The 23,628-nt window shown below is 33.3% G+C and carries 23 protein-coding genes; 6 read left to right on the top strand and 17 right to left on the bottom strand.

From position 1 onward, the window contains the following. Nucleotide 1 precedes the first annotated feature (1 nt). The 5 genes from ACN0QX_RS01475 to ACN0QX_RS01455 form a co-directional block, all read right to left on the bottom strand. Nucleotides 2–625 carry a DUF4230 domain-containing protein gene (locus ACN0QX_RS01475; protein ID WP_417195142.1) on the bottom strand — a complete coding sequence of 208 codons (624 nt, stop codon included), beginning with the start codon at nucleotides 623–625 and terminating at the stop codon, nucleotides 2–4. 32 nt (nucleotides 626–657) lie between these two features. Further along, entirely contained in the window at nucleotides 658–1,404 is a 747-nt protein-coding gene (locus ACN0QX_RS01470) for a cyclase family protein (RefSeq protein ID WP_248396121.1), read from the bottom strand. 72 nt (nucleotides 1,405–1,476) lie between these two features. Then, nucleotides 1,477–2,622 carry a radical SAM family heme chaperone HemW gene (gene hemW, locus ACN0QX_RS01465; RefSeq protein ID WP_417195141.1) on the bottom strand — a complete coding sequence of 382 codons (1,146 nt, stop codon included), beginning with the start codon at nucleotides 2,620–2,622 and terminating at the stop codon, nucleotides 1,477–1,479. 136 nt (nucleotides 2,623–2,758) lie between these two features. Next, entirely contained in the window at nucleotides 2,759–3,316 is a 558-nt protein-coding gene (ruvC, locus tag ACN0QX_RS01460) for a crossover junction endodeoxyribonuclease RuvC (protein ID WP_417195140.1), read from the bottom strand. Next, entirely contained in the window at nucleotides 3,316–3,954 is a 639-nt protein-coding gene (locus tag ACN0QX_RS01455; protein WP_417195139.1) for an outer membrane beta-barrel protein, read from the bottom strand. The genes ruvC and ACN0QX_RS01455 overlap by 1 nt, the downstream gene beginning before the upstream one ends. Nucleotides 3,955–4,009: 55 nt before the next feature. Between ACN0QX_RS01455 and ACN0QX_RS01450 the strand changes: the two genes are divergently transcribed. From ACN0QX_RS01450 to ACN0QX_RS01435, 4 genes are all read left to right on the top strand, one after another. After that, a complete protein-coding gene (locus ACN0QX_RS01450; protein ID WP_417195138.1) occupies nucleotides 4,010–4,972 on the top strand; it encodes a lysylphosphatidylglycerol synthase domain-containing protein in 963 nt (320 codons plus the stop codon). A 2-nt stretch (nucleotides 4,973–4,974) separates the two neighbouring features. Further along, complete coding sequence (locus ACN0QX_RS01445; RefSeq protein WP_417195137.1) at nucleotides 4,975–6,102, top strand: glycosyltransferase; 1,128 nt, start codon at nucleotides 4,975–4,977, stop codon at nucleotides 6,100–6,102. A 67-nt stretch (nucleotides 6,103–6,169) separates the two neighbouring features. Further along, on the top strand, nucleotides 6,170–7,045 hold the full coding sequence (locus ACN0QX_RS01440; protein WP_417195136.1) for a hypothetical protein: 876 nt from the start codon (nucleotides 6,170–6,172) through the stop codon (nucleotides 7,043–7,045). After that, entirely contained in the window at nucleotides 7,045–7,776 is a 732-nt protein-coding gene (locus ACN0QX_RS01435) for a Bax inhibitor-1/YccA family membrane protein (protein ID WP_417195135.1), read from the top strand. Before ACN0QX_RS01440 ends, ACN0QX_RS01435 begins: the two co-directional genes overlap by 1 nt. A gap of 170 nt (nucleotides 7,777–7,946) precedes the next feature. Here ACN0QX_RS01435 and ACN0QX_RS01430 read toward each other — a convergent pair whose 3' ends face one another. The 4 genes from ACN0QX_RS01430 to ACN0QX_RS01415 form a co-directional block, all read right to left on the bottom strand. Further along, nucleotides 7,947–8,423: a hypothetical protein gene (locus ACN0QX_RS01430; RefSeq protein WP_417195134.1), complete on the bottom strand. Its 477-nt coding sequence runs from the start codon at nucleotides 8,421–8,423 to the stop codon at nucleotides 7,947–7,949. Nucleotides 8,424–8,489: 66 nt separating this feature from the next. Then, entirely contained in the window at nucleotides 8,490–9,623 is a 1,134-nt protein-coding gene (locus tag ACN0QX_RS01425) for a tetratricopeptide repeat protein (protein WP_417195133.1), read from the bottom strand. Next, complete coding sequence (locus ACN0QX_RS01420) at nucleotides 9,616–11,064, bottom strand: M56 family metallopeptidase (protein ID WP_417195132.1); 1,449 nt, start codon at nucleotides 11,062–11,064, stop codon at nucleotides 9,616–9,618. Before ACN0QX_RS01420 ends, ACN0QX_RS01425 begins: the two co-directional genes overlap by 8 nt. Then, nucleotides 11,061–11,435 (bottom strand): BlaI/MecI/CopY family transcriptional regulator, encoded by a 375-nt coding sequence (locus ACN0QX_RS01415; protein ID WP_376858094.1) that lies wholly within the window; start codon nucleotides 11,433–11,435, stop codon nucleotides 11,061–11,063. Before ACN0QX_RS01415 ends, ACN0QX_RS01420 begins: the two co-directional genes overlap by 4 nt. 259 nt (nucleotides 11,436–11,694) lie before the next feature. On the opposite strand from ACN0QX_RS01415, the gene ACN0QX_RS01410 reads away from it, so the two are divergent. Continuing rightward, complete coding sequence (locus tag ACN0QX_RS01410; RefSeq protein WP_417195131.1) at nucleotides 11,695–12,204, top strand: DUF456 domain-containing protein; 510 nt, start codon at nucleotides 11,695–11,697, stop codon at nucleotides 12,202–12,204. Between the two features lie 258 nt (nucleotides 12,205–12,462). On the opposite strand, the gene ACN0QX_RS01405 is transcribed toward ACN0QX_RS01410, so the two are convergent. From ACN0QX_RS01405 to ACN0QX_RS01395, 3 genes are all read right to left on the bottom strand, one after another. Further along, entirely contained in the window at nucleotides 12,463–13,137 is a 675-nt protein-coding gene (locus tag ACN0QX_RS01405) for a DNA-binding response regulator (RefSeq protein ID WP_376858096.1), read from the bottom strand. Between the two features lie 23 nt (nucleotides 13,138–13,160). Continuing rightward, nucleotides 13,161–15,185: an ATP-binding protein gene (locus tag ACN0QX_RS01400; protein WP_417195130.1), complete on the bottom strand. Its 2,025-nt coding sequence runs from the start codon at nucleotides 15,183–15,185 to the stop codon at nucleotides 13,161–13,163. 139 nt (nucleotides 15,186–15,324) lie between these two features. Further along, nucleotides 15,325–15,510: a hypothetical protein gene (locus ACN0QX_RS01395; RefSeq protein ID WP_248396166.1), complete on the bottom strand. Its 186-nt coding sequence runs from the start codon at nucleotides 15,508–15,510 to the stop codon at nucleotides 15,325–15,327. Nucleotides 15,511–15,937: 427 nt separating this feature from the next. Here ACN0QX_RS01395 and ACN0QX_RS01390 point away from each other — a divergent pair, with 427 nt between their 5' ends. Further along, a complete protein-coding gene (locus ACN0QX_RS01390; RefSeq protein ID WP_417195129.1) occupies nucleotides 15,938–17,224 on the top strand; it encodes a DUF2254 domain-containing protein in 1,287 nt (428 codons plus the stop codon). A gap of 210 nt (nucleotides 17,225–17,434) precedes the next feature. Here the strand turns inward: ACN0QX_RS01390 and ACN0QX_RS01385 are convergent, their stop codons facing one another. The 5 genes from ACN0QX_RS01385 to ACN0QX_RS01365 are packed head-to-tail and all read right to left on the bottom strand — an operon-like array spanning nucleotide 17,435 to nucleotide 23,555. Next, on the bottom strand, nucleotides 17,435–18,886 hold the full coding sequence (locus ACN0QX_RS01385) for a hypothetical protein (RefSeq protein WP_417195128.1): 1,452 nt from the start codon (nucleotides 18,884–18,886) through the stop codon (nucleotides 17,435–17,437). A gap of 2 nt (nucleotides 18,887–18,888) precedes the next feature. Beyond that, nucleotides 18,889–20,820 (bottom strand): T9SS type A sorting domain-containing protein, encoded by a 1,932-nt coding sequence (locus ACN0QX_RS01380; RefSeq protein WP_417195127.1) that lies wholly within the window; start codon nucleotides 20,818–20,820, stop codon nucleotides 18,889–18,891. A 54-nt stretch (nucleotides 20,821–20,874) separates the two neighbouring features. Next, complete coding sequence (locus ACN0QX_RS01375; protein ID WP_248396177.1) at nucleotides 20,875–21,318, bottom strand: response regulator; 444 nt, start codon at nucleotides 21,316–21,318, stop codon at nucleotides 20,875–20,877. Then, a complete protein-coding gene (locus ACN0QX_RS01370; protein WP_417195126.1) occupies nucleotides 21,311–23,155 on the bottom strand; it encodes a PAS domain-containing protein in 1,845 nt (614 codons plus the stop codon). Before ACN0QX_RS01370 ends, ACN0QX_RS01375 begins: the two co-directional genes overlap by 8 nt. Continuing rightward, nucleotides 23,148–23,555, bottom strand: coding sequence for a hypothetical protein (locus ACN0QX_RS01365; protein ID WP_248396181.1), 408 nt, complete (start codon nucleotides 23,553–23,555; stop codon nucleotides 23,148–23,150). Before ACN0QX_RS01365 ends, ACN0QX_RS01370 begins: the two co-directional genes overlap by 8 nt. Nucleotides 23,556–23,628 lie beyond the last annotated feature (73 nt).

The following is a 23,628-nucleotide window of genomic DNA, read 5'->3' as shown; positions in this document are numbered from 1 at the left end:
GCTAATTTTTAAGTTCTTTGGTTTCTTTTGAGTCTTCAATATCGGGTAATTCTATAGCTGAATAATCTATTTTCCAACCAATTGTCATGACTAAATTTTCAATAAGCGAAATAGCTTCAACCGCTTCCCGTTGTGCCAATTTATACAAACCACTTTCAGGAACTTTATCTAAAATATGCTTTTTAGCTTCAGCTTGGAGTCCAGTTAAATCCGATGCTTGAAACCTATTAAACATACCTTCTTTTTTATCGTAGTAGTCCAAATTGGTTTCAATACTCAATATTTCTGGTTTGGGAAAGTGTTTTAAAATAATGGTTTTTGTGGCTGTATTGGCTTCTAGTTTGACTTTGGAAAAATCGAAACCTACATGTGCTTTAGCATTGATAACTACTAAGGCTTTTTTTCTGCCACTAACGAGACTTAAAAAACGTTCTTTAACATTTTCATAATGGTATATTTCGGCAAAATCCCCTTCAACAGAAATGAATTTACAAACCATTTTTATTTTATCTAGAAGAATAACAGATTGGGTATTTGTCTGCTGCTTGACCTGCTGACTTCTAAAATAAAAGACGGCAATAAGTGCTATGATGATACCAACTATTAAACCAAAAAGTATATCCATAATTATGTACGCATTAGTTGTCCGGTTCTAATTTACTCAATTTCGAACAAAATTGGTTTGCTTGGTGTGGCATCATTTTCAAAAGGTGCAATTTGAAGATTTAAAAAATACGTGCCATCTGCAACGGTATTTGGTACAAAAATCAATTCGGTAATCGTTGCATCCATCCGTTTTCTTCCGGCTGTATTCCAAAAGGCATGATGTGCCAGCAGTTCGCCATCATCTTTTTCTTTATCCACACTTGGTAAATCAATCAGCAAATGTTTCACGCCTTTTTCGCGTAAATATATAGCTGCTTCTTCTAATAAAAATGGCGGATTGGTATTAGAGTATTGATGATTTAATTTTTCAATTGTATTTGGAATAGTCCTTAAAATAACGGCATCACGCTTTTTATTTCCCAAAGCAAATTGGATTTGTTTTTTGGAAATAAAAAAATCTGTTTTCCGTTTTTCTGGAGCAACCGTTATCACTTCTGCTAAAAAGAAAAACTGCTTTAAATTCTGATTTACAGAATGTGTTTTTTTTGTTAAGTGACCAACACATTCCGTGTGTGTGCCGTGCGCATGCGGATTAAAACTAATATTATTGAAATTAATATCGGCACCTTCTGCAACACTAGCTATCCAATCGCCATCTTGAACCGGTTCAATTTTAGGTGGATCTTGATACCAGGCGTTCACATTATTTGCCGAAGCACGCAAAGGAATAGAGATGTCTAACGGTTTAGATAAGTCTATTTTATATTTTTTAGAATTGGTTTCTATAGTTGCAATCATGTGTGTAATTTTTCAAAATTCAATGTGGTGATAATAAACGTAAAAGTCGGCATAAATGCAACTCTAGAGACTTTAATTTAGTAGAAATAAATCGGACGCAATCCCATCACTTAAAAACAATCCTTTTTTAGTAACACGCAAGGTATTATCTTTAATATACAGCAACTGATTGCTGATATGTTTTTCAGATTCTTTAAGTAGTAATTCTTTAAAACGCAATCCAAAATCCTGTTCTATTTTTTCTAATGAAACGCCCCAAATGGTGCGTAAACCTGTCATGATATACTCGTTGTATTGATCGGTTTTTGATAGTTTCTCAATTTCTATTGGTAAATTTTTTTCTGCTAAAGCATTAATGTATTTTGAATTATTTCTAACATTCCAACCACGTTCCTTTCCATTAAACGAATGTGCTGAAGGTCCAATTCCTAGATACGGTTTCCCTTGCCAATAGGCTGAATTGTTTCGGCTAAAATAATCAGGCTTTCCAAAATTAGAAAGTTCATAATGCACATAGCCATGTTGGGTGAGCGTATCAACCAAAATATGAAATTGCTGTTCTGCCAAGGCATCATCTACATTATCAATAATTCCTTTTTTAATAAAACTAGCCAAAGCCGTTTTGGGTTCAACCGTTAAGGCGTAACTGGAAATATGTGGCATATTAAAGGCTAATGCGGTTTCAATATTTTCTTGCCATTGTTCGGTTGTAGAACCTGGAATGCCATAAATTAAATCGACAGAAATATTATCGAAATATTGAGTTGCCTCTTCCATAGCAATTTTAGCTTCTGCGGAATTGTGCGCGCGATTCATCAGTTTTAAATCGCTTTCAAAAAAGGATTGAATGCCTATGGATAATCGGTTTATGCCAATGCTTTTATAATCTTGAAAAACCGTTGTTGATGCATCTTTTGCAGCCATTAAATCGTCTGGATTGGCTTCCAACGTGATTTCAGGATTATCAGATACTTCATAATTTTCATAAACGGCATCAATGAGCACTTTCAATTCATCTTTATTTAAAAGACTTGGTGTACCACCTCCAAAATAAATGGTTTCAACTTGACTATTTTTGAATTCGTCCTTTCGCAACTGAAGTTCAGTTACTAAAGCCTGAAGCAATTCATCTTTCTTTTTAAGCGAGGTAGAAAAATGAAAGTCACAATAATGACACGCTTGTTTGCAAAACGGGATGTGGATGTAAATTCCGGCCATGTTTAGTTTTCAGTATTCAGTGAACAGTTGTTTGTGCTAAATTGAAATGTTTTCATAATATAATTAACCTTGAAATGCCTAAAAAATAATTTTTTACAGAAAGAATTGAATATTGAAACTGCAAACTAAACACGCATCATTTCTTCTTAACCCGATCTCCATTTTGTTTGACAAAACTATCCCAACCAGAATAACTTTTTCCAATTTCTATGCGACCTTCATTATAAAAATGACAAACAGCTGCTGCCAAACCATCCATAGAATCTAAATTTTTAGGTAGCGTTTTTAGTCCTAATAAACTCTGAAGCATTTTGGCTACTTGTTCTTTACTAGCACTTCCATTCCCCGTAATAGCCATTTTTATTTTTTTTGGGGCATACTCCGTAATGGGAATCTCTCTACTTAAGCCAGCGGCCATAGCTACACCTTGCGCACGGCCTAGCTTTAACATACTCTGCACATTCTTCCCGAAGAAAGGTGCTTCAATAGCAATTTCGTCGGGATGATGCTTATCAATTAGCTCGATGGTGCGCTCAAAAATAAGTTTTAGTTTTAGGTAATGGTCGCTGTATTTTTTTAAATCTAATTCATTTAACTGCATAAAAGTCATGGTTTTTCCCACCACTTTTATTAGCCCAAAACCCATGATGGTTGTGCCTGGATCAATGCCTAATATAATTTTTTCTTTCCCCATTAATCACAATAATAGCAACCACTTAATGACACGGAAACACCTACTGTTGCTGTAAATAGGTTGCCGTTGAAGGAGCCAAATCCATCAGAAACTGGTGAAAATTCCGAGCTAAATCCGTAAATATATGACGTATCTAGAAACACAGAAAGCGTTCGCGAAACAGTATAATGAAATTCCAAACCAGCCATAGCATTTAAAAATGAGGTGTTGTTTTCAGAATAACCACTCAAGGGTTTTACCATAGAAAACCCAGGACCTGCATGCGCTACAACACCTAATTGTGCTGGCAAGAAATTAGCTGTTGGCGTTAAATCGCAAACAAACTGAGCATTGATTCTAGAATAATTAATTTTAAAATACGGCGAACCTGAATCATAATCCAAACGATTAAATCCGTAATCCAACTTTACACCATATTGCGGTTTAAACATGCGCTGAACGCCTAATTGAATGGTGGGAAAATTAATTGTCTTTCCCTCAAAACCCGAAACAAAACCTCCGGAGTTTGGACTGTTTAGTCCCACAGAAAATTGCGCTTTCCATCGGCTCGCTTCACTTTGAGCAAAACTGCTTGCAGTCATAAAAAATAAAACCGTTGCCAAACCTGCCAACTTAATTTGTTTAAAAACTATGTGCATAAAAATTTAAAGTTTTAATTTGTATTATTACCTAGATAACGAACCATAGCAAAATATGTTTGGAAGTATTCCGCACAAAACTAAACAATTCTTTTTTGTACTTATTAAATTGAGCATAGTTGTTGGTGCTTTTTATTTTATTTACAACAAATTGACTGCTAATCCCGATTTAAATTTTCAAGATTTTGTCAACTTTTTATCAGAAAACAATCAGTTTACCATTAAAACAATTAGTTTTTTAATCATTTTAAGCTTTTTTAATTGGTTTTTTGAGATTCTGAAATGGCAGGTGCTTGTGTCGTCATTCAAAAAAATAGCATTTTATAAAGCCATGGAAGAAAGTTTAAGCTCCTTAACAGCATCGTTGCTAACTCCCAACCGGATTGGCGAATATGGTGTTAAAGCCCTATACTACAATTCATCGGAACGCAAACAAATTGTAGCATTAAATTTACTCGGCAATAGTTTACAAATGCTGGTAACCGTTTTGCTAGGAAGCATCGGTTTATACGTATTTTTAAATCAATACGAAACGGCCATTGACTATTATAAAATTGCACGTTTTGGAGCAATCATTCTCGTTATTGTGGCAGTTGGCTTTATAGCGCTTTCAAAAAGTAAGGTCTTATTTAAAGGGTTTTCGCTTCAAAAAATTGCGACATACTTCAAACAATTACCTTATAATATTTATAGCTTCGGATTTTTATTAGCCGTCATTCGCTATGCCATTTTTTCTTTTCAATTTTACTACATATTAACATTATTTGGTGTGTCCGCATCCTATTTAAATGCACTAACCGTCATTACCAGCATGTATTTTTTAGCGTCTGTAATCCCTACCATTTTTATTTTTGACGTAATTATAAAAGGAAGCGTAGCCGTTTATTTATTTACAATTGCTGGTGTAAACGCTTTTACTATTTTAAGCACTGTAACGATTATGTGGATTTTAAATGTGGTGATTCCTAGTCTTTTTGGTAGTATATTTGTTTTAAAATTTAAACTTCCTAAATCCTAATTATGGTATTTATTATTGCCATATCAATCACATTGGCATACCTATTTTTAATAGGTGTGTTGGTTTATGGGTTTGTAAAGGTTCCTAAATTTAAATTGGATGATGCACCTCCAAAAACAGCATTTTCCATTATCGTTCCTTTTAGAAATGAAGAAAATAATTTACCGCAACTTTTAAAATCGATTAAAGATTTAGACTATCCTGCAGATTTGTATGAGATTATTTTAATTGATGATAGCTCGGAAGATCATTCTGTTAGAATCATTAAAACCTTTATTGAAAACGGTTTAAAGCATGTAACGATTTTAAAGAATAAAGTGAAAAGTACATCACCTAAAAAAGATGCTATATCCAAAGCCATAAAAAAAGCCAAATATGATTGGGTTATTACCACGGATGCGGATTGCCGGGTTCCAAAACTCTGGTTAAAAAGCTTTGATGGTATTATTCAAAAAAGCAATTTGCGCTTAATTGCCGCGCCTGTAAATTACTATGATATTGCGTCGTTTTTAGACCGTTTTCAAACACTGGACTTGTTAAGTTTAATGGGCACCACCATTGGCGGTTTTGGAATTAAAGAACCTTTTCTAGCCAATGGTGCCAATTTAGCATACCAAAAAGCGCTATTTTCCGAGTTGTCAGGTTTTGAAGGTTCTACAGAAATAGCCAGTGGTGACGACGTTTTTTTACTACAAAAAGCAGTTAAATATAATTCGGATGATGTTTTTTATTTAAAATCCATTGATGCCACAGTAGAAACAAAACCGCAAAGAAACTGGAACCAATTAGTGTCCCAACGATTAAGATGGGCTGCCAAATCTACAAGTTATAAAAGCTTTTTTGCTATTCTAACTGGTATTATTGTTTTGCTCATGAATTTGCTCATTATTATTTTAATTCCGATAGTTTCTTTTGGCATTTTAAGTTTGAATGATTTTATATACATCATACTCATTAAATTCTGTGTCGATTTTCTACTTATCTTTAAAACCAGCCGCTTTTTAAATCAAGAGTCTGTTTTGCCATCCTTTTTGGTATCCAGTCTCTTTTATCCATTTTTCACCATGTATATTATTTCCATATCATTTTATAAAGGTTATACGTGGAAAGGCCGAACCTTCAAGAAATAAAAAAGATAATATCCCAGTTATCATTTAATTTTTTTAGCTTTACAAGTAACCAAATTTGTAATAAAACATGAAAAAGCATTTCCTTTTATTGGGGTTTTTAGCGCTTGGCTTTTTAGGTTTCTCTCAACAATCCTATACCATTAATAATGAAACATTAGAATTGGAGACAGCTGTTGAAGGCAATCTAGATTTACTTTGGACTATTGATGATGGCACTTACCGGTATTTTGTGAAAGAAAAAAATGGCAACATTCAAGAATTAGTAAATACCAAAAATACAGATACTCGAAAATATCAAGAGGAATACAAATCGGTTTTAAATGCGCTTACAGAAGGTTATGGCGTTCCAACAGACCAGGTGAATTTAACCCTTTATAGCTTGGAAGATTTTTTCAACACCTATAATGCCACAACCGATTTAAGCTATAATTTTGAGCCTCGTGCTAAACTTCAAACACGTTTAGGTCTTTTTGGAGGGATTACCAATCAGCCATTAGTAGAAAATCCAAACAATGCTAGTGTGCCGCTTTTTGGATTGGAATTCGAATTTTTTGAAGCTACCAAGTTACCAAGACATGCACTCTTTTTTCATTTCAGACATGTTTTGGAAGCTGATGACTTTGAATACACCTCTACACAAATTGCCATTGGATATCGCTATCGCGTAATTAACAAGGATCGATTTAATGTGTATGGAAACTTAAAACTAGTGACTTATGATTTTGGAAACGCGACATACACGTCCAGTCTCCCTGGAGTTGGCGATTATGATGAATCGTTTTCCAATATTGATGTGCCTTTTATTCTTGGCCTTGGCGCCGATTTTCGGGTTACGGAAAATGGATATATCACCTTTGCATATCATGATATTTATGCGCTTTTTAGTGATAATAGCGATAACTTCCCTATTGATTTTGCCTTGGGCTTTAAGATGAATTTATAGTGCGTTTAGATCAAACATCCAATCCGGCTTTCTCCAACTATTTTTGGGATGATGATTATACATCTTCTAAAAAAATGACGGTTTCTGGCATCCTTATTAAATCCTTTTTCTGTATTGCTATTGTTGCTGGAATCACCGTGGCTATTTGGTATTACTACAGCAACGGAAACAACATAAAATGGTTTACCACAGGTGGCATGATTGCCGCTATTATTATCAGTTTAATAATTTCTTATAGGCAACATTGGGCTAAATTTTTAGTACCACTTTATGCGATTGCCAAAGGCTTTTTCCTAGGAGGTATTACCAGTTATGCACAAGCGCAATTCCCTAATTTACCATTCCAAGCAATTGGTGTAACTGTTATCACGTTTTTCGTGGTGTTAATACTCTATCAAACACGCATTATTGTGGTCACTAAAAAACTGCGAAGTGTTATTATTACCGCTTGTTCTGCCATTTTTGTAACCTATCTTATTTCATGGATATTGAGTTTCTTTGGAATAAAAAGTTTTCTTTGGGGAACATCATGGCTTGCTATTGGGTTTAACGCAGTAGCTGCCGTTTTTGCATCATTAGCGTTGCTATTGGATTTCGATTATATAGAACGCCATAAAAATAAAGCGCCAAAAGAAAAAGAATGGCTAGCAACTTGGGGATTATTGGTGACGTTAATTTGGCTGTATGCAGAAATATTACGACTCATGCGAAAACTCGCAATTCGATTTTAGTGCTGTTTAATTCGGAATTTAAACAGTGATAATCAATCACTTTTATTTTTTTGAATTTGAAAGATAAAATACCGTTTCGCCTGCCTTCCTGCCTAGACACAGAACCAAACCTATCATTGTTTATAAAAATTAAAATTTGAACATTTAAAGACTCTTACCAAATTTCAAACCTAATTAACTTGAATAATCACAGGCAAGGTAAACGCCGTTTTAACTTGCTGACTGCGTCTGATTGCTGGATATATTTTTGGTAATGAATCTACACTTTTATGCAGTAATTCTTTAATATTTGGTATTTCCTGAAGCGTAATTGAATCGGCTTTAATGGTAATAAGTGATAGCATTCCATCTTTCGAAATTTCAAAATTCATGAAAACCGTATCATTAATATCTTGCTTAACAATAAGCGTGTCCTGTTGTAGTTTTTGAGTGATAATTTCGGTTAAGGTATTTTGGAAGCAATTTTTCTTGTCTTCTTGGGTGCCGTTTTCATCACAACTCTCAAACATGGGATATTCGTCCACCTCATTCCAATTAAAAGTTAACAGTTCATTTTCCAAAATAACGTCTGACGATGTTTTTTTAGCATCGAAATAATTACAGGAAGTAACCACCAAACACAATAGAATAAAATATAGCTGTTTCATAGGCTGTTATGAGCCCGAAAAATACAATATTTTTAGATTTTATACCATATCTTATTTGGAATGATATTAATCGGTTTTCATAAATTTTTCTTGTCTCAATTCACTTAATCTACTTTTTGCTTTAAATAAAAATGGATTTTCAGGATATTTTGCCATGAAATCTTCATATAACTTAATTTTGGTATCGACATCTTTATAATAATCATCCTTGGTATAAACCAGATAAAAAGCGGCATATATATTGTTCGGGTTTTCTTTTAATGCACGCTTAAAAGATTGAATGGCTGCCTGATGATTCTTCCGGTGATTTTGAATGGTTCCTAATGTCATGAACTCCTTATCCATTGGCACATCTACCAATTCTATAGCTTTACTGATATAGAATTCCGCCTGTTCATAATTGCTCATCCGTGTAAATAATTGACCTAGAATGAACAGGTTTTCAGAATTTCTAGGCTCTTTAGCAACCGCTAATTTTTGCTGTTGGATGGCCTTTTCAACTTCTGAAAATTGAGAATAACAATAGCTTAATTTTTCATGAACAAATTGGGAGTCTTCACCTAAATTTAGTAGTTTTTCAAACCATAACGAGGCCGTTTTATAGTCTTTTTGCCAATAGTAATTTTGGGCTTTTAGACTCATGAGTTCTGCGTTATTGGCGTATGATTTTAAACCGATACCTGTATAGTAATCTACGGAATCGAACTCACGTTTTTGCAAGTGTCGTTTTGCTAATTTAAAGATGGCTTTTTGGTGACCATTATCTAAAAGAAAACTTGTTTTAAATTCGTTATGTGCTGATGAATCTCGTAATTGTTCGTAAACCAAACCCAACTCATAATGGTAATTTGGATTGAGGGAATCTGTTGCAATTAGTTGTTTAAAAGTAGCTGCGGCCGTTTGATAATTTTTAGTTTTAGAAAGTAATTTGGCATAATCATATTTTACCAAGGCATCGTTTGGAAAAGCGTTAATACTGCTTTCTAAATGCTGTAAAGCTTTATCGTAATTCCCGATTGCTTGATAGGATTTGGCCAACTTATAAGCTACTTCATCTAACGTGTTATAAGATTTATAAGCTTTAATAGCTTCAGAATAATAACCATGAATGTACAAACTATCTGCAATGTTTAAAACCGAAGTTTGAGCTTCGGTTTTAAAACATACTAGAATACTAATTAGCGCAAAAAATCTAATCATTTATTTTAAACTTTATAGGTAGGTAGTACGGAACCGTTACTTTTTTACCTTGATGCTCACCTGGAATTAAATCTGGCAACATATTTAAAACACGTTTGACTTCCACTTCTAATTCTGGATGAGGCGCTCTGGCTTTAATGTTTACAATTTCACCCAACTCATTAATTTTAAAGAAGGCTCTAATTTGAACAACACCAGTTAAATTTAAGCTTTTGGCTAATTCCTTATTAAAATTTTTGGCAACAAACGTATTCAGCTTTTTACTCATGCATAGCTTGTTTTCTTCATTTGAGGTACCGTTTTCACAACCTGGAAAAACAGGAACCTGGTCTATAATAGTGAAAGGAACTTCGGAACTATCTTTATAGGACGTTATTTCTGTCACCTCAATAATATCAGTATTTGGGTTAGCACCATCATTTTGAAAGGATTTAACCATAAGAACACGTAAGGCTTCCTTTTCAGATTCTGATAAATCCCCTTTCGCTTCAATAGAATTTTTCAGCATGTCTATTTGGTTTTGAATGGATAACTCTTGTTCCACTACCTCAACAACTTTTGGTTGGGTGGCTTCTTCAGAACATGATGAATATACCAACATTCCTAAAACCATAGGAATTAATAAAGCGTACTTGATTAATTGTACTTGTTTTGATTTCGTTTTTTGTAACATAATAATTCGTTTTTTGATTAATGATTGTTTGAAAAATGGATTGATGAATGATACCTGATTCGTATCGAAAATTTGCGCTAATAGGTTTTCATAATATTGTTTTTTGTTGTGTTTCACGGCTTGTGAATCCGCAATAAATTCATGTAAATCTGCCATGCGATTTTGGTACATGTACACAAAAGGATTGAACCAAAACACAATGCGTAGCATCTCAAAAAAAAGCAAATCCCAAGTGTGTTTTTGTTTAACGTGAACCAACTCATGCTTTACTATTTGCTGACGATCGGTGTCTTTAATGTTTTCACCTAAAAACACATAATTAAAAAACGAAAATGCTAACGTACTCTTCAACATGCGCACAAAACAAATAGCGCCTTCCCGTTGCTTCGGGTTTTGATAAATAAGTTTTACTATTTTAAACAAGCGCATACTGAAAAATGAAACGGCTAGCGCACTTCCAATTACTAAAACCAATGAGAAATACCATAAAAAAGAGTGCGACGTATTACTACCACTAATGACAACTTCTTCTAAAAAAATAGTATTGGTGGTTTGAGATAATATGTACGGTAAACTAACCACAAAATCGTTTGGAACAGCTTCTTTAAAACCAGCCACTTTTACAAATGGCAACAAAATGGAGAGAACAGCTGTAAGCAATAAATAGGCTCGATTCCAATTAAAAAATGTTTCTTTCTTTAAAAACACATCATAAATGAGCAAGAAAAATAACTGAAACGCAATGACTTGAATGATGTAATGTATCATGATTTTTCGTCTTTATGAATCTCCTTTAAAACAGATTCTAATTCCTGTAAACTGATATCATTTTTTTTCATAAAAAAGGACACCATACTTTTAAAAGAGCCTTGAAAATAGTTATCTACTAAAGAGTTTATGCTTTGATTACTATAATCCTGCTTTTTCACTAAAGGGTAATATACATGCCCTTTTCCCTGCTTTTCATAATCTACAAAACCTTTACTTTCCAAAATGCGCACAATGGTTGAAACTGTATTATATGCTGGTTTTGGCATAGGCAATTCGGCAATAATTTGTTTTACTGCGGCTTTTTCTAGTTCCCACAATACGTGCATTATTTCTTCTTCGGCTTTGGTTAATTGCTTTTTTTGGATCATGATTTTTATTGTAAAATATTATTTATTAAACCGCTTATAAATTTTGAATCTAAACATGTACTGAAATTCAAGTTATGGTACAAATTTTACACATTTATAATGGTAAAACTCACTTGAACCGGCAAGCGTATTCAACTCGCACAATTGGTTTAACTAATCTTTTAGTTTTACAAATATAACTAAATATTTAGTTTAAACTAATTTTATAGTTAATAAATTGTAACATTCTTTAGCTATCTTCGTCTAACAAGAAAAATATATGGACATATTATTAGTTGTATTAGGCTTTATTTTTATGCTGGTAGGCATAGCAGGAAGTTTTTTACCCATTTTGCCGGGACCGCCATTAAGTTGGATTGGCCTACTCCTCCTTTATTTAACCAAGGCCATCCCAAATGATTGGTGGTTTTTAGGAGTTACATTAGCCGTAGCATTAATTGTTTTTGCCTTAGATTATATTATTCCAGCCATGGGAACCAAGCGTTTTGGTGGTAGTAAAAAGGGAGTTATTGGCACTACTTTAGGACTTGTTGTTGCTATTGTTTTTCCAGTTTTTGGGCCATTTGGTATTATTATTTGGCCTTTTCTAGGCGCATTTATAGGCGAAATGATTAATAAAGCAGATTCCAAAATAGCCGTAAAAGCCGCATTTGGTTCCTTTTTAGGATTTTTAGCAGGAACCTTTATCAAATTTATTGTAGCTATAGTTTATTTAGGCTTCTTTCTGTGGACGGTTTGGGATTATAAAGCTATAATCTTTTCATTTTAAAATGAAGAAACCTCATGGCTTCCAATTTAAAAAATGAAAAACCACGAGGTTAGTGTAAATGCTATTAATTCAACAAATTTATTTTATGAGGGATTAATTTGTCGTTGATATTCAAATGTAACTATAACAATTAACTTCTTGTTGCGGGAAAACCACAACCCCTTTACGGGAAAACCGTAATTGTTAGCTATAGTAAGAGCTGTAAGATGAAAAATAAATGAAAAAATGTGCTTTTTTAACACAACCCGGAACTAAACACTAAATAAAACCTGCGTTTTTAGCCACAGATAATAAGTTTTCATCACTACCATCAGTGACATCAAAAATAATTTTCAGGTTTTTTTTACGCTTTTCTATCGCACTTAAGGATATATCAAAATGATCTTTTAAGCTTTTTGTTCGAGTGCCTTGCGAGAGTAGATACAGTATTTTTCTGTCTATATCATCCAATTTAATATCGTTTGTAATTGTTTTTCGGATGGTGGTACTAACTGTAGAACTGTAAAAAGGAGGTTTATAAAGTACTTTCTGAAATGCACTGGCTAGCTCTCGTGAAGTTAAATCGCTTTTTATTAAAAAGCCTTCGGGATCAATATCCTTTATAATATTATGTATTCGGTAAGGTTCATTAAACATGGTAAGCATAATGATTTTGCTGTTCGGCATCATACGTCTAGCATATTTTGCTAAATCTTCACCAGATGTAAACTCGCCATCTTTAGATGGTGGCAAACTTATATCCATAAATAAAATATGATAAGGCATTTCCTTATCTATTGCTTGCTGCATAAAATTGACAGATTCGTCGCAGTTATTAGCAATATCAATTTTTAGCGTTTGATTTTCTTTCTTAGTCGCAAGTAATGTGTTTTGATAGCCTTCAATAATAATTGGGTGATCGTCTGTCATTAAAATACGAATAGTCTCTTCCATTTTAGTTATAAGTTTAGGTTAGGTTAGATTGGGATTTTAATTGTAATTGTTGTGCCATTATCTTTTTCAGAAACAATATCCAATTCACCATTAAATTCTGAAACGCGTGAATTCATATTTTTTAAACCAATACCTTTCTTCGCTTTTTGCGAATCAAAGCCAGACCCATCATCAGCAATTTGCAACCAAATTACATTTTTTTTCATATTAAAACTAATATCTACACGATTGGCATTGGCATGTTTAAAGATATTTTGAAGTGACTCCTGTAACATTCGATAAATATGAATTTTGGTTTTATTGGAAATATCTTCCCAAGAAATGTCCGTATCACTAAATAGTGAATAGGTTAATTTATGTGCTTTGGTCTGTGCCGCTATTAGGGTTTCAATAATATCAGGATAACCAGATTTGGATATAAAATCGGTATTTAATTCATGTGAAACGTCACGGATATCTTGTTCAATTGTTTTTAATTCTAGGATATAGTTTTCCCGCGTTTGAATAGCCTCCTCTGTAGAAATCATATTCAAACTATCTAGGCTTAATCGGGTTCCAAAAAGGCGTCCTAGAATACCATCATGTAAATCTTGAGAGATACGCTTTTTCTCATTGGTTCGTGCTTCATCCACTTTATCCTGTTGTGAAAGCATGAGGTTATAAATTTCCTCATTGGCTTCCTGTTGCTGCTGCACAAGCCTTAACTCCTTGTTTTTAGCGCGTTGGGTAACAATTATATATACTAACACAAATGTAATTAATAAACCCGCAGACAATATCATGAGCCATAAGCGTTCTCGAGAAATTTGTTGATTTTCAAGTTCTACTTGCTCGGTTTCAAATTCTATGCGCGCAAATTTATTACGAATAGCCCGTTCTTTGTTTACTAAACTATCATTTAGATGAATGTATTCATTTAAATAGTTTACAGCTTGTTCCGGGCTTTCAATTTTTGATTTGAGCAATAAGGCATTTAAAGTAACATCGTTTATTAATGATTCTTTTCCTCGAGTATAGGCAATATTTGCATAATTTAAAGCGGTGTCCAGAATGCCTTCATCTAAATAAAATTCAGAAGTATTTAAAGCAACCGACATACGACTTAACTCGCTATTCAGACTATCACTAATGCGGTACGCTTCATGCAACATTCTTTTAATCTCTGAAGAATTAGAAGCACCATTTTTATGTTTTAAGAGTGCATAATCCCCCAAAATAAGCGCATAATTTGCAGGCTCTTGCTGTAAGACATTTTCATTTTCAAACAACTCTTCATAAATAGCCAAACTTTTATCAAACTGATTGAGCTCTTTATATATAAGGGCTATATTACTTTTAGAGTATAATGTATAGAGAAAATTATCTTTAATTTTATCACTAAAGGATAAAGCTTTGTTGTGGTATTCAATGGCTTTATCAAATTGCTTTAGTTCATCAGAGGCAATGGCAACTAGATTATATAAGCCCCATAAATTCCCTAAAACATACTCATTTTTAGGCATAGTTTGATATAAACGAATAGCTTTAAAGGCATTGCTTTCACACCCTACATAATCGCGCTCTTCAAACTGAATATTTGCCATAGAAGTTACAGCGCTAGCTTGATCTTTAACCATATTCAGTGCATCAAAATATTTAGAGGCATTGTAGTAATAGGTATACGAACTATCTGTTTGAAATTTTTCTGAATGGTACCAACCAAACACATTATTAATATAGGCTAATGCCAATGTATCTTTAACTTTATTGGCAAGCTTGAGGTTTTCATGGTTTATGTGGTATAGCGAATCCAACTCAAACTGACGCAAATATAAAGTGGCTAATTGGCGTTTAGATTTTAAAATGGTTGTATCTCGACCTACTTTCTCTGAAAATACTATGGCTTTTTTTATAAAGCTGACACGCTGATCCAAGTCATAAGCATCATTATTGGATAATACGCGATAGTGGTTAACACTGTCTAAAAGTTTATTTTCAGAAACTTGTTGCGCATATAAAAATGAGCAAAAAAAGATGGCAAAAAAGAAAGGTGTTTTTTTTAAAAACATAATAGCGCTTCAAGTCTACTCAAATTTATAATTTTTTCTGACACCAATAGCCTCGTAACCCATATAAGTCTGTAATGAATATGGAAAACAAAGAAAACCCTCTATTTTAGAGGGTTTTATCAATATAATGTAGTTTTTTTTATCCGTTGCTTGGAAGTTCCTTTCCTTTTTTCACATGTCTTTTCGTTTGAAAAGCATAGGTGAAATCTTCTTTTTGAGAAACTTGCTCCTCATTGGTTGGATTGGTTGTTTCTTTTTGAATTGTTAGACCTGTAAGTGTCATACAAAAAATAGCTGCTACTAAAGTAATTTTAAGGGTTTTCATGTTAGGGTATTTAGGGTTAAATTATTTACTATTAAATTTTAGTTAGTTTAAAAATCACTGTCGAGGGATGATGGATTAATAACCTTAAATTATGTTGCAACATAAAAATGCTACAAACTATAAAATGTAAACATGAGGGAAAAGACACATCGTGTCTCAAAAATGGAATAATTAACCTTAATAAGCTGAAAAAACCGATTTAGGGACTTATTTAAGGACTGTAAAAGTAATACAATATATTAAAAATAAAGTAAAAACACGATTAAACGTAATATTTTATCGACTAAAACCACATTTCGAGTCTTTTTCTTACAATAAATTGTTAATAAATATGGTAAAACTTCTTCAATTTGTAAGAAAAAACGTTTGCAATTCTTTATTTTATTATAAACTAAATTGTAACTAACTTGTAGCGTCAAATTAGCATATGAAATCACTTTACAATAGGTTTATTAGTTTTATAAACACCATTCAAGGTAAAATTGCCTTTTACCCAACGTTATTTAGCATATTTGGTTTTAGCTTCGCTATGCTGATGCTCTTTTTAGAAAAGGAAGGTATTTCAGCTTATATAATTGAGCACATACCACAATTAGTTATAAATAATGCGGATACCGCTAAAACACTTTTAAGTTTTTTAACAGGCGGCATTATATCTATCATGGTTTTTAGTTTTTCCATGGTAATGGTTTTATTGAACCAAGCTTCTAGTAATTTCTCACCTCGTGTTTTACCCGGCTTAATATCCAATAGAAACCACCAATATGTATTAGGTATCTATTTAGCCACCATTTTATACAACACCTTCACGTTGGTTGGTATTAATCCTTTGGAAAATGACAAATATCAATTGCCAGGATTTTCCGTGCTTATTGGTATTATTCTAACGGTAGTGTGTTTAGGTAGTTTTCTATATTTTATACATTCTATATCTCAATCTATTCAGGTTAATAATATTTTAGATGGCATTTACAAAAAAGCTAAATCCCGATTAGAATACCTATTAGAAAAAGAGTCTGAAACAGCACCGTCATTTCCTGACGCATCGGAATGGACCTCTTATTTTAGTTCCGAAACGGGTTATTTTCAAAATATTGCTATTCCAAATTTGGTAGATATTTGTCAAGAAGAATCTATTCAATTAAAAATCTTGCCAATCCAAGGCGTTTTTGTTTTGAAAGGCGTTCCAATTATACAAGTAAGTAAAGATATAGATGACGCATTAGTAAAAGACATATTATCAAATTTCAATTTTGCGAAAGGTGAATTTGTAGAAGATAATTATGCACTGGCTTTTAAGCAAATTACAGAAATTGGCATGAAAGCAATGTCTCCAGGCATTAACGATCCAGGGACAGCCATTAGCACCATTGATTATCTAACAGAATTATTTGCTTTACGCCTTAAAAAAAATGACAAGACCATCATTACATCTGATAACGAACCACTTATTGACGTAACAACCACTAATTTTAAAGAGTTAATTTATCAAGTTATGGTGTCTTATCGTACCTATTGCAAGCATGATATGACATGTATTCAGAAGCTATTTATCATGTTTAAATATTTATTACTGCAAGAAGCTCATTTGCCAGAATATCATGATGCCCTTGTAGCAGAAGCAAAACTACTGTATCAAGATACACAGAAAAGCATTACAAATTCCACAGACTTAAGACGGATTGAAGCTTTATATCAAGACTTAACAGCCTAAATGGAAATTTTATTTTAAAAAGCTACAAACCACCAAAAATTAAAAGCATTCCATTCTTCGTATTCAGAAAAAAGGAATGCTTTTTTATCAAAAAAAACTAAAAACCAAATTGGACCGAGTACTAATTTATTCCAAACTTTTAATAGAAATAAAATCGATCATACATAAATAATTTATCCCATTGATTTTTCAGAAGTACCTTAAAAAAAATTAATTAACAATTAAGTTATAGGTTGTAGTTAAAAACTGTTCATTCCCTCCTGTTAATTTTTGAACATATATTTCAATATAATCATTTTTAACTACGTCTACAGTAGCAATTATCGAGACCGATTGTCTTGCGTTAGTTTGCAGTACATCCGCCTCCACTTCACTTCCAACAACTTTAGTCCCATTTTTAAATACTGAAAAAGCATATCGGCTGCCGCCTGTTGCCGTAAAAGATAATGCACCTAAAACGTTAATTGCTCTTCTACTTTCACCTTTATATATCAACCTATTTTCACTATTCACACCCGCACCTTCAGCCGTTCGGAACAACCTGATAGAATTGGTATTAACAGGTAATTTAAATGCAGTTGTATTAGTAATATTTACCACGTTAGAACTGCCATAGTATAAATTCCCTGTGGCTACATCATCACTTTCTCTAGGTATACCTGATGCACTAACCGTCCAAACATTAGAGAAATTATATCCAAGATAGGTTTGTGCAGGAGCATACCCTTTAACATATCCAGATGGCGCGCTTGTTGTACCTGTGAAAACGGTAGCTTGCAAAACACCTGTTCCTACTGCAAGTCCTGTAGTACTGACATCTAAAGCCACAGCTGAACCACTTACCGTGCTAAAACCACTAACTTTTTCTATTAAACCAAAGGTTCCTGTAAATTTTTCAAACGTTCCTGAATTATTTCCAAACCACCCTTGATTATTTAGTAATAGGTTACCAATGTTTGAATAGGTAATTCCATTTGCGTTGTTTAGAAATTGAATAATATTTCCAAAGAACAACCCTAAACCATCAATACTTCCAACATTTGTCATGCCATCTATTATGGTGTTTTGAACCAAAAGTGATGCCGTGCTTGTACTTCCTGGACCGGTAATCTCAAAAGCTTTAGTTCCTTTTAACGTAAGATTTCTAACACTACCACCAGTACTGCCCTTAAAAACAGTGCCACCAGCATATAATAAAACGTCCTCATTAGCATCCAACCCAGAAATATAGGCGCTATTTAAATTAATAGGAGCCGTTAAGGTTATAGTACCATTAATTTCATACAATGTATTTGAATTTAATAAATAAGTAGAACCACCTCCTGCTGCAAGTTCACTGCTTAAATCTGCGGCAGATTTCACGAGCTTATAATTGTTCCGAACGGATGAATCTAATTTTGTCCAAGTGCTGCCTTTATAGAAATAGAAAGCATTTTCTGAAGTATCATAAACTAACAAGCCATTTACTGGGTTTGCAATAGCTAGCCGCTCGACAGATGTCATTCGTGGTGTTAGCATACCTTTAGTGGTAGAAACCACATCCAACATAGCGGATTCATTTGGCATGAGTGTTCCGATTCCGACTTGAGAGAAACCTGTGGTTGATAATAAAAAAAGAGCCATTAGGCTAAATGCGTTTAAAAGTAGTTTTTTCGTTTTCATAATTAGTATTTTAAGATTTTAGTAGATTTTTGGGCATTATTTGTTTTGAGTACAACCATGTAAACACCGGTACTATGATGAAATGGAATTAGTACTTTATGTTGATTGTCAAGATTTTCTGTAAGTGATAAAAGATGCTGACCCATTATATTATAGACCTCAATACCTGAAATTTCTAAATTGTTCGGGTTTGAAACCACTATTTGGTCAAGGCCATTATAAAAAACTGTTATTTTGTCCAACTCTATATGATTTGTACTTAAGGTTTCTGCCGGTTGGAAAACAATAGAATACCGTGTTAAATATTCGCCGATTGGCAAATTAATTTCAAAATCGGCTTCCGTTAAATTATAGGTCGTATCCAACAAATTATCTTTTAAATAAATAGTATGGCTGAAATTTTCAGCCGCATCCAACATCAATCGGTGGGATCCTGCTTCAGAAATTATTAAACCAATTGGAAACTCCAAGTGGTCTGCAAAACTATTTGTACCCTGAATACCATATCGTCTGTTTGCATTATTTTCTATAATAAAAAACATATCATCGTCGCGAGACATGTATTGCAGCGCATCATAACCCGGGTTATAATTTTCGTCTGCAGGAGAATTAGGAAGAAACCCTAATAGTAATTGTCTGTGAAATCCTTCTGGATCCTCATAACCAAGACGAATGTATTGATTTTCGGCACTTACATTATGTGTTGAATTTGAAAGCCTGCTGGAAGATTCTAGTTTAAAAAAACGTTGCGAATTTTTAAAAACAATAGTCCCAGAGCCTATGGCATCTATGAAAAATCCTTTTCCAATTGGCACATATTGCGAAGGTTCTGTAACGGTTCCAGAAGTACCAATTCCTGCAATAAGCGGTGACGCAATAGAAGGTGGTGTTCCACCGGTTAAATTTCTAGTAGCATAACCCCCTAAATAATCAGATAATACATGTGATGTTGATCCACCATCAACCCAAAAGTGAAGCGATTCTAAAACGGTACTATTATCATTAATAAAATCGTCAGCATCTAAAGCTGAAGGATAGGGATTACCTAATAAAATGCTTTCACCACTGCTAATTGGAAATTGATAGTCACCATTGTTTGGTGCTCCGTAAAATACATAGTTCTGATCCGTTCCAATAGAGTTTGGACCTTTCATGGTATAACCTTCTCCCGGATTTAAAACGCTTGTACTGTTTAATGCAATCCAATTTGCATACGAACCCGATCCCCGCGCATATTTATACAGCCACCTAGTATTAATAGTTAATGCCGTTGTAACATTACCCCCACCGTCTGTTACGGAAGGAAGCCCATTGTACGGGTTACCAGAATTAAATAATATTTGTGTAGGCTTAAAAGGATTGACGCTTGAATCTACACCATCAAATTTTCCACCCAAAAAACTAAAAATACCGCTATTGTTTACTGGAGAAGACCAATAGTCATATTGAAAGGGTGAAACGGTTCCTTGTTGATCTAAAATAAGTTTACCCGAGTTAATGGTATTAGCATCTACTCCGGAGTGCTCTTGAACAAGTTGTGCCTCACCTTTTAGTCTTAAGTCGCCACTTTTTAAATTCAAAGCATTGGTTACTTGCAATAAGAAGTCGTCTGCAACGGTAACCCCCTTTAATCCTTCGGGTGTGATGTCAATTTCCAGATTATAAAAATGGGCATTCGCTGCGTTTCCGGATAAATTTAAAAAATTGTTGGATGCGCTTTTAAAATAGGTTGTTCCAGCTGTGGCACTGGTTGCTCCATGATTAATGAAGCTATTATTCAAATACAAATTACCATTGGAAACATGATTTCCGGCAACCGTATTGGTGTATTCCTCTTCAAAATACACATTGCTATTCGTGCTTATTTTAAGCACTCCTGTATTTACTATTTGTGCATTTGCAAAAAAGCAAGCACAAAGTAAAACACAGAACATAATTGTAGGTTTTAAGTTCATTGTTTATAGTTTAGATTTGGGTTAGATAAAATACTAAATTATTTTTTTAAAAGGTTCATTTTGTTCTATATTTTCTGATTTATTTAATACGTTTTTTAGTTTATTGACCGTCAGCGGCTTGGTAATATAACCAGCACAATAAGGTTCATTTCGCGCTTTATTAATGTCCATAGAACACATGGAAGATGACACCATATATACTTTTATTGCTCGTGTATTGATAAAGTTTAAAAGTTTAAACTCATTAAAAAAATTAAACCCATTCATTTCCGGCATATTTATATCTAACAAAATGACATCTGGAATAGCTACAGATTTAATATTGGTATTTAATTCCAACAGCTTAAAAAAACTAATTGCTGAAATAGCATTATTAAAAACCCGCGTTTTTATATTTGGGTTGTATTTTTCAATAATTCTTTGATTAACAAATAGATCTATCTTGTTATCATCGATCAACATTACATTTTCAATCATTGTTTTTGCTCCCTTCTTTTAAATTTGGTAATTGCACCCTAAATGTGGTGCCTTTATTTATTATACTTTTAACCTCTACACTGCCATTAAAATCTTCTACAATACGCTTAACAATGTAAAGCCCCAGGCCTGTTCCTTCAGAATTATCACTATTTGCTTTAAAATAAAGATCAAATACTTTATCAATATCATCTTCACGAATTCCTATACCATTGTCAGAAACTAAAATACTTATATCATCATCACTACTTATAATATTTATATGCGTGGTAGGCGTCAGTTTATTCGTTTTAGATTTGGCAAAACAAATGGTATTGTGGATTAGGTTTTGAAGTATAGAATCTATTAATTCCTGATTGAAATAAAAGTCAGTTTCCTGCTGAATATCCACATGAAAAGTGATATTATCAAAATTCTTTATCCCTTTTAAGGCCACAAGTGCAGTATTAATTTTCTTTTCAAAATCTATAATTGTATTGTCTCTTCGTTTTTCTGAAATAATAGACGCAAAAGCCAAATCGTCCAACAAAAAGCGTCCTTTTTCTAACGTTTCGTCCAACATATCAATTAACAATCTGGTTCTGCTGTTAAGCTCTTCCTCCTTTAAGAGGTGAAGTAATCCTTCCGCAGATGTTAATGGCGCTTTTAAGTCGTGCGCAGAACGGTATAAAAACAGCTCCAAATCTTTGGTTGTTTGTTTTAATTTCTCCTCTAATTTTTTGCGTTTAGAAATATCAAGCATGATTGCGCAATAAAATTTATCCTTGCCATTTTGCCAATTACTCATAGCAAACTCCACCGGAAACTCGTCACCATTTTTTCGTAAGCCCAGCATTTCTATATTATCACCATAGGAATCATTATCCAGTTTATCTTTTGCTTTAAGCAATTCCTTAACACCTGTATCCACCTGTTTTTTAGAAATTAAAACGGTTAATGGTTTACCTATAATTTCAGAGCTAGTATATCCAAATGCCAATTCAGCGCCTTTATTCCATTCTATAATATTTCCTACTCCATTGGCTACAACTAAAATACCCACATTTATGGATTGAAATATGTTGCTGTACTTGGTTTCAATAGCTTTTAGTTGAATGGATGCCTTATTGTTATTTTTATGTTTTTTGGTTTTTATAGTGGCATACATTATTTCATTCTCCAAATTAAAAACAGGTTTTAACTTCGAAATAAAAAAAGTTTGTCTGCCTTTTAATGACAAACCCATGGACTGGTATTTACAGACCTTGCCTTGATTAAACACCTTATTTACTTGTTTCTTTACATAATTATGATTGGCAGGGTTTACAAAATCATAAATATTTGAACCAATAATACTGTCGTACGCATTATGCATAGCACTTTTAGATGTATTTATAATCTTTCCAAACTTATCTATATATAAAACATCTTGGGTGAAACTTTCAATAAGCTTTTGTTCATTACAATGAACAGGGTTTTTATTTATACCCTTGCAATAGTAATTGCTAACATCACTGCTTATTGTTACGTATTTTATTATCGCACCGCTTTCATTCTTTATAGGTTCAATAGTAGTATCTAGCCAAAAAACCTCATTATTTTCTCTTTTATGAGATAAAACGCCTCGCCATATTTCACCAGCCAAAAAGGCTTCAGATTGCATTGGTAATTTTAATAAGTGGTTTATTTGACCAACAGCTGCTTTTTTGGAAACATTCATCACTTTAGAAAAATTGTCATTACAATACACCAACTTCCCACAAGCATCCGAAACAGAAATTATTAGATGGCTATCTAGAGACTCCAACAAAGCCTCTACCTGAATGATGGAATTTAAGTTTGTTATTGCTTTATACATCAAACTTATTTTTAGATTCCATACAAAACGCTAACGCTGATTCCGTTTCACCAAAAATTTGAACATGTGCATCTTGTGCAAATAGCCTTTTATAAGACCCAATAAGCAGTTTACTATGCAATGTGTCCACTACAAAAGCTTGTGTGATAATATGCCTTTTTAAAATGGGACTTTCGGCAAAAAACTTGGCTGCTTTAGGAGAAAAATTACCAATGAAATTACGAATATCAATAAGTAAAGGCATTGCTTTACCATCCGTTAATTTTTGGATTTTCATTAAATAGGCTTCTGATGCTTCAATGGTCAGATAACAATCTGATTGATTAAACGTACAGAACAAAATTTCGTTTTCAATCCAAAATTTAACTTTCTCGGAATGATTTAGTATTGACGTACTCATAGGTTTGCATTATTTGGGGCATTATGCAAATTATGTATGCCAATATGCATGCCAAACAAATAATAGCCTTGCA

It is taken from the genome of Bizionia sp. (assembly GCF_048259285.1).
GTDB lineage: Bacteria > Bacteroidota > Bacteroidia > Flavobacteriales > Flavobacteriaceae > Algorimicrobium > Algorimicrobium hallyeonense.
Note: the sequence above shows the minus strand (reverse complement) of the source record. Positions and strands in the feature narration are given on the sequence as shown.

What these genes read in the sequence shown, in the direction of transcription:
- ruvC (WP_417195140.1), bottom strand. Translation starts at nt 3,316, where the DNA reads ATGGGGAAAGAAAAAATTATATTAGGCATTGATCCAGGCACAACCATC.
- ACN0QX_RS01470 (WP_248396121.1), bottom strand. Translation starts at nt 1,404, where the DNA reads ATGATTGCAACTATAGAAACCAATTCTAAAAAATATAAAATAGACTTA.
- ACN0QX_RS01370 (WP_417195126.1), bottom strand. Translation starts at nt 23,155, where the DNA reads ATGTATAAAGCAATAACAAACTTAAATTCCATCATTCAGGTAGAGGCT.
- ACN0QX_RS01430 (WP_417195134.1), bottom strand. Translation starts at nt 8,423, where the DNA reads ATGAAACAGCTATATTTTATTCTATTGTGTTTGGTGGTTACTTCCTGT.
- ACN0QX_RS01395 (WP_248396166.1), bottom strand. Translation starts at nt 15,510, where the DNA reads ATGAAAACCCTTAAAATTACTTTAGTAGCAGCTATTTTTTGTATGACA.
- ACN0QX_RS01390 (WP_417195129.1), top strand. Translation starts at nt 15,938, where the DNA reads ATGAAATCACTTTACAATAGGTTTATTAGTTTTATAAACACCATTCAA.
- ACN0QX_RS01440 (WP_417195136.1), top strand. Translation starts at nt 6,170, where the DNA reads ATGAAAAAGCATTTCCTTTTATTGGGGTTTTTAGCGCTTGGCTTTTTA.
- ACN0QX_RS01475 (WP_417195142.1), bottom strand. Translation starts at nt 625, where the DNA reads ATGGATATACTTTTTGGTTTAATAGTTGGTATCATCATAGCACTTATT.
- hemW (WP_417195141.1), bottom strand. Translation starts at nt 2,622, where the DNA reads ATGGCCGGAATTTACATCCACATCCCGTTTTGCAAACAAGCGTGTCAT.
- ACN0QX_RS01375 (WP_248396177.1), bottom strand. Translation starts at nt 21,318, where the DNA reads ATGATTGAAAATGTAATGTTGATCGATGATAACAAGATAGATCTATTT.
- ACN0QX_RS01445 (WP_417195137.1), top strand. Translation starts at nt 4,975, where the DNA reads ATGGTATTTATTATTGCCATATCAATCACATTGGCATACCTATTTTTA.
- ACN0QX_RS01425 (WP_417195133.1), bottom strand. Translation starts at nt 9,623, where the DNA reads ATGATTAGATTTTTTGCGCTAATTAGTATTCTAGTATGTTTTAAAACC.
- ACN0QX_RS01410 (WP_417195131.1), top strand. Translation starts at nt 11,695, where the DNA reads ATGGACATATTATTAGTTGTATTAGGCTTTATTTTTATGCTGGTAGGC.
- ACN0QX_RS01455 (WP_417195139.1), bottom strand. Translation starts at nt 3,954, where the DNA reads ATGCACATAGTTTTTAAACAAATTAAGTTGGCAGGTTTGGCAACGGTT.
- ACN0QX_RS01385 (WP_417195128.1), bottom strand. Translation starts at nt 18,886, where the DNA reads ATGAAAACGAAAAAACTACTTTTAAACGCATTTAGCCTAATGGCTCTT.
- ACN0QX_RS01365 (WP_248396181.1), bottom strand. Translation starts at nt 23,555, where the DNA reads ATGAGTACGTCAATACTAAATCATTCCGAGAAAGTTAAATTTTGGATT.
- ACN0QX_RS01415 (WP_376858094.1), bottom strand. Translation starts at nt 11,435, where the DNA reads ATGATCCAAAAAAAGCAATTAACCAAAGCCGAAGAAGAAATAATGCAC.
- ACN0QX_RS01405 (WP_376858096.1), bottom strand. Translation starts at nt 13,137, where the DNA reads ATGGAAGAGACTATTCGTATTTTAATGACAGACGATCACCCAATTATT.
- ACN0QX_RS01380 (WP_417195127.1), bottom strand. Translation starts at nt 20,820, where the DNA reads ATGTTCTGTGTTTTACTTTGTGCTTGCTTTTTTGCAAATGCACAAATA.
- ACN0QX_RS01450 (WP_417195138.1), top strand. Translation starts at nt 4,010, where the DNA reads ATGTTTGGAAGTATTCCGCACAAAACTAAACAATTCTTTTTTGTACTT.
- ACN0QX_RS01420 (WP_417195132.1), bottom strand. Translation starts at nt 11,064, where the DNA reads ATGATACATTACATCATTCAAGTCATTGCGTTTCAGTTATTTTTCTTG.
- ACN0QX_RS01400 (WP_417195130.1), bottom strand. Translation starts at nt 15,185, where the DNA reads ATGTTTTTAAAAAAAACACCTTTCTTTTTTGCCATCTTTTTTTGCTCA.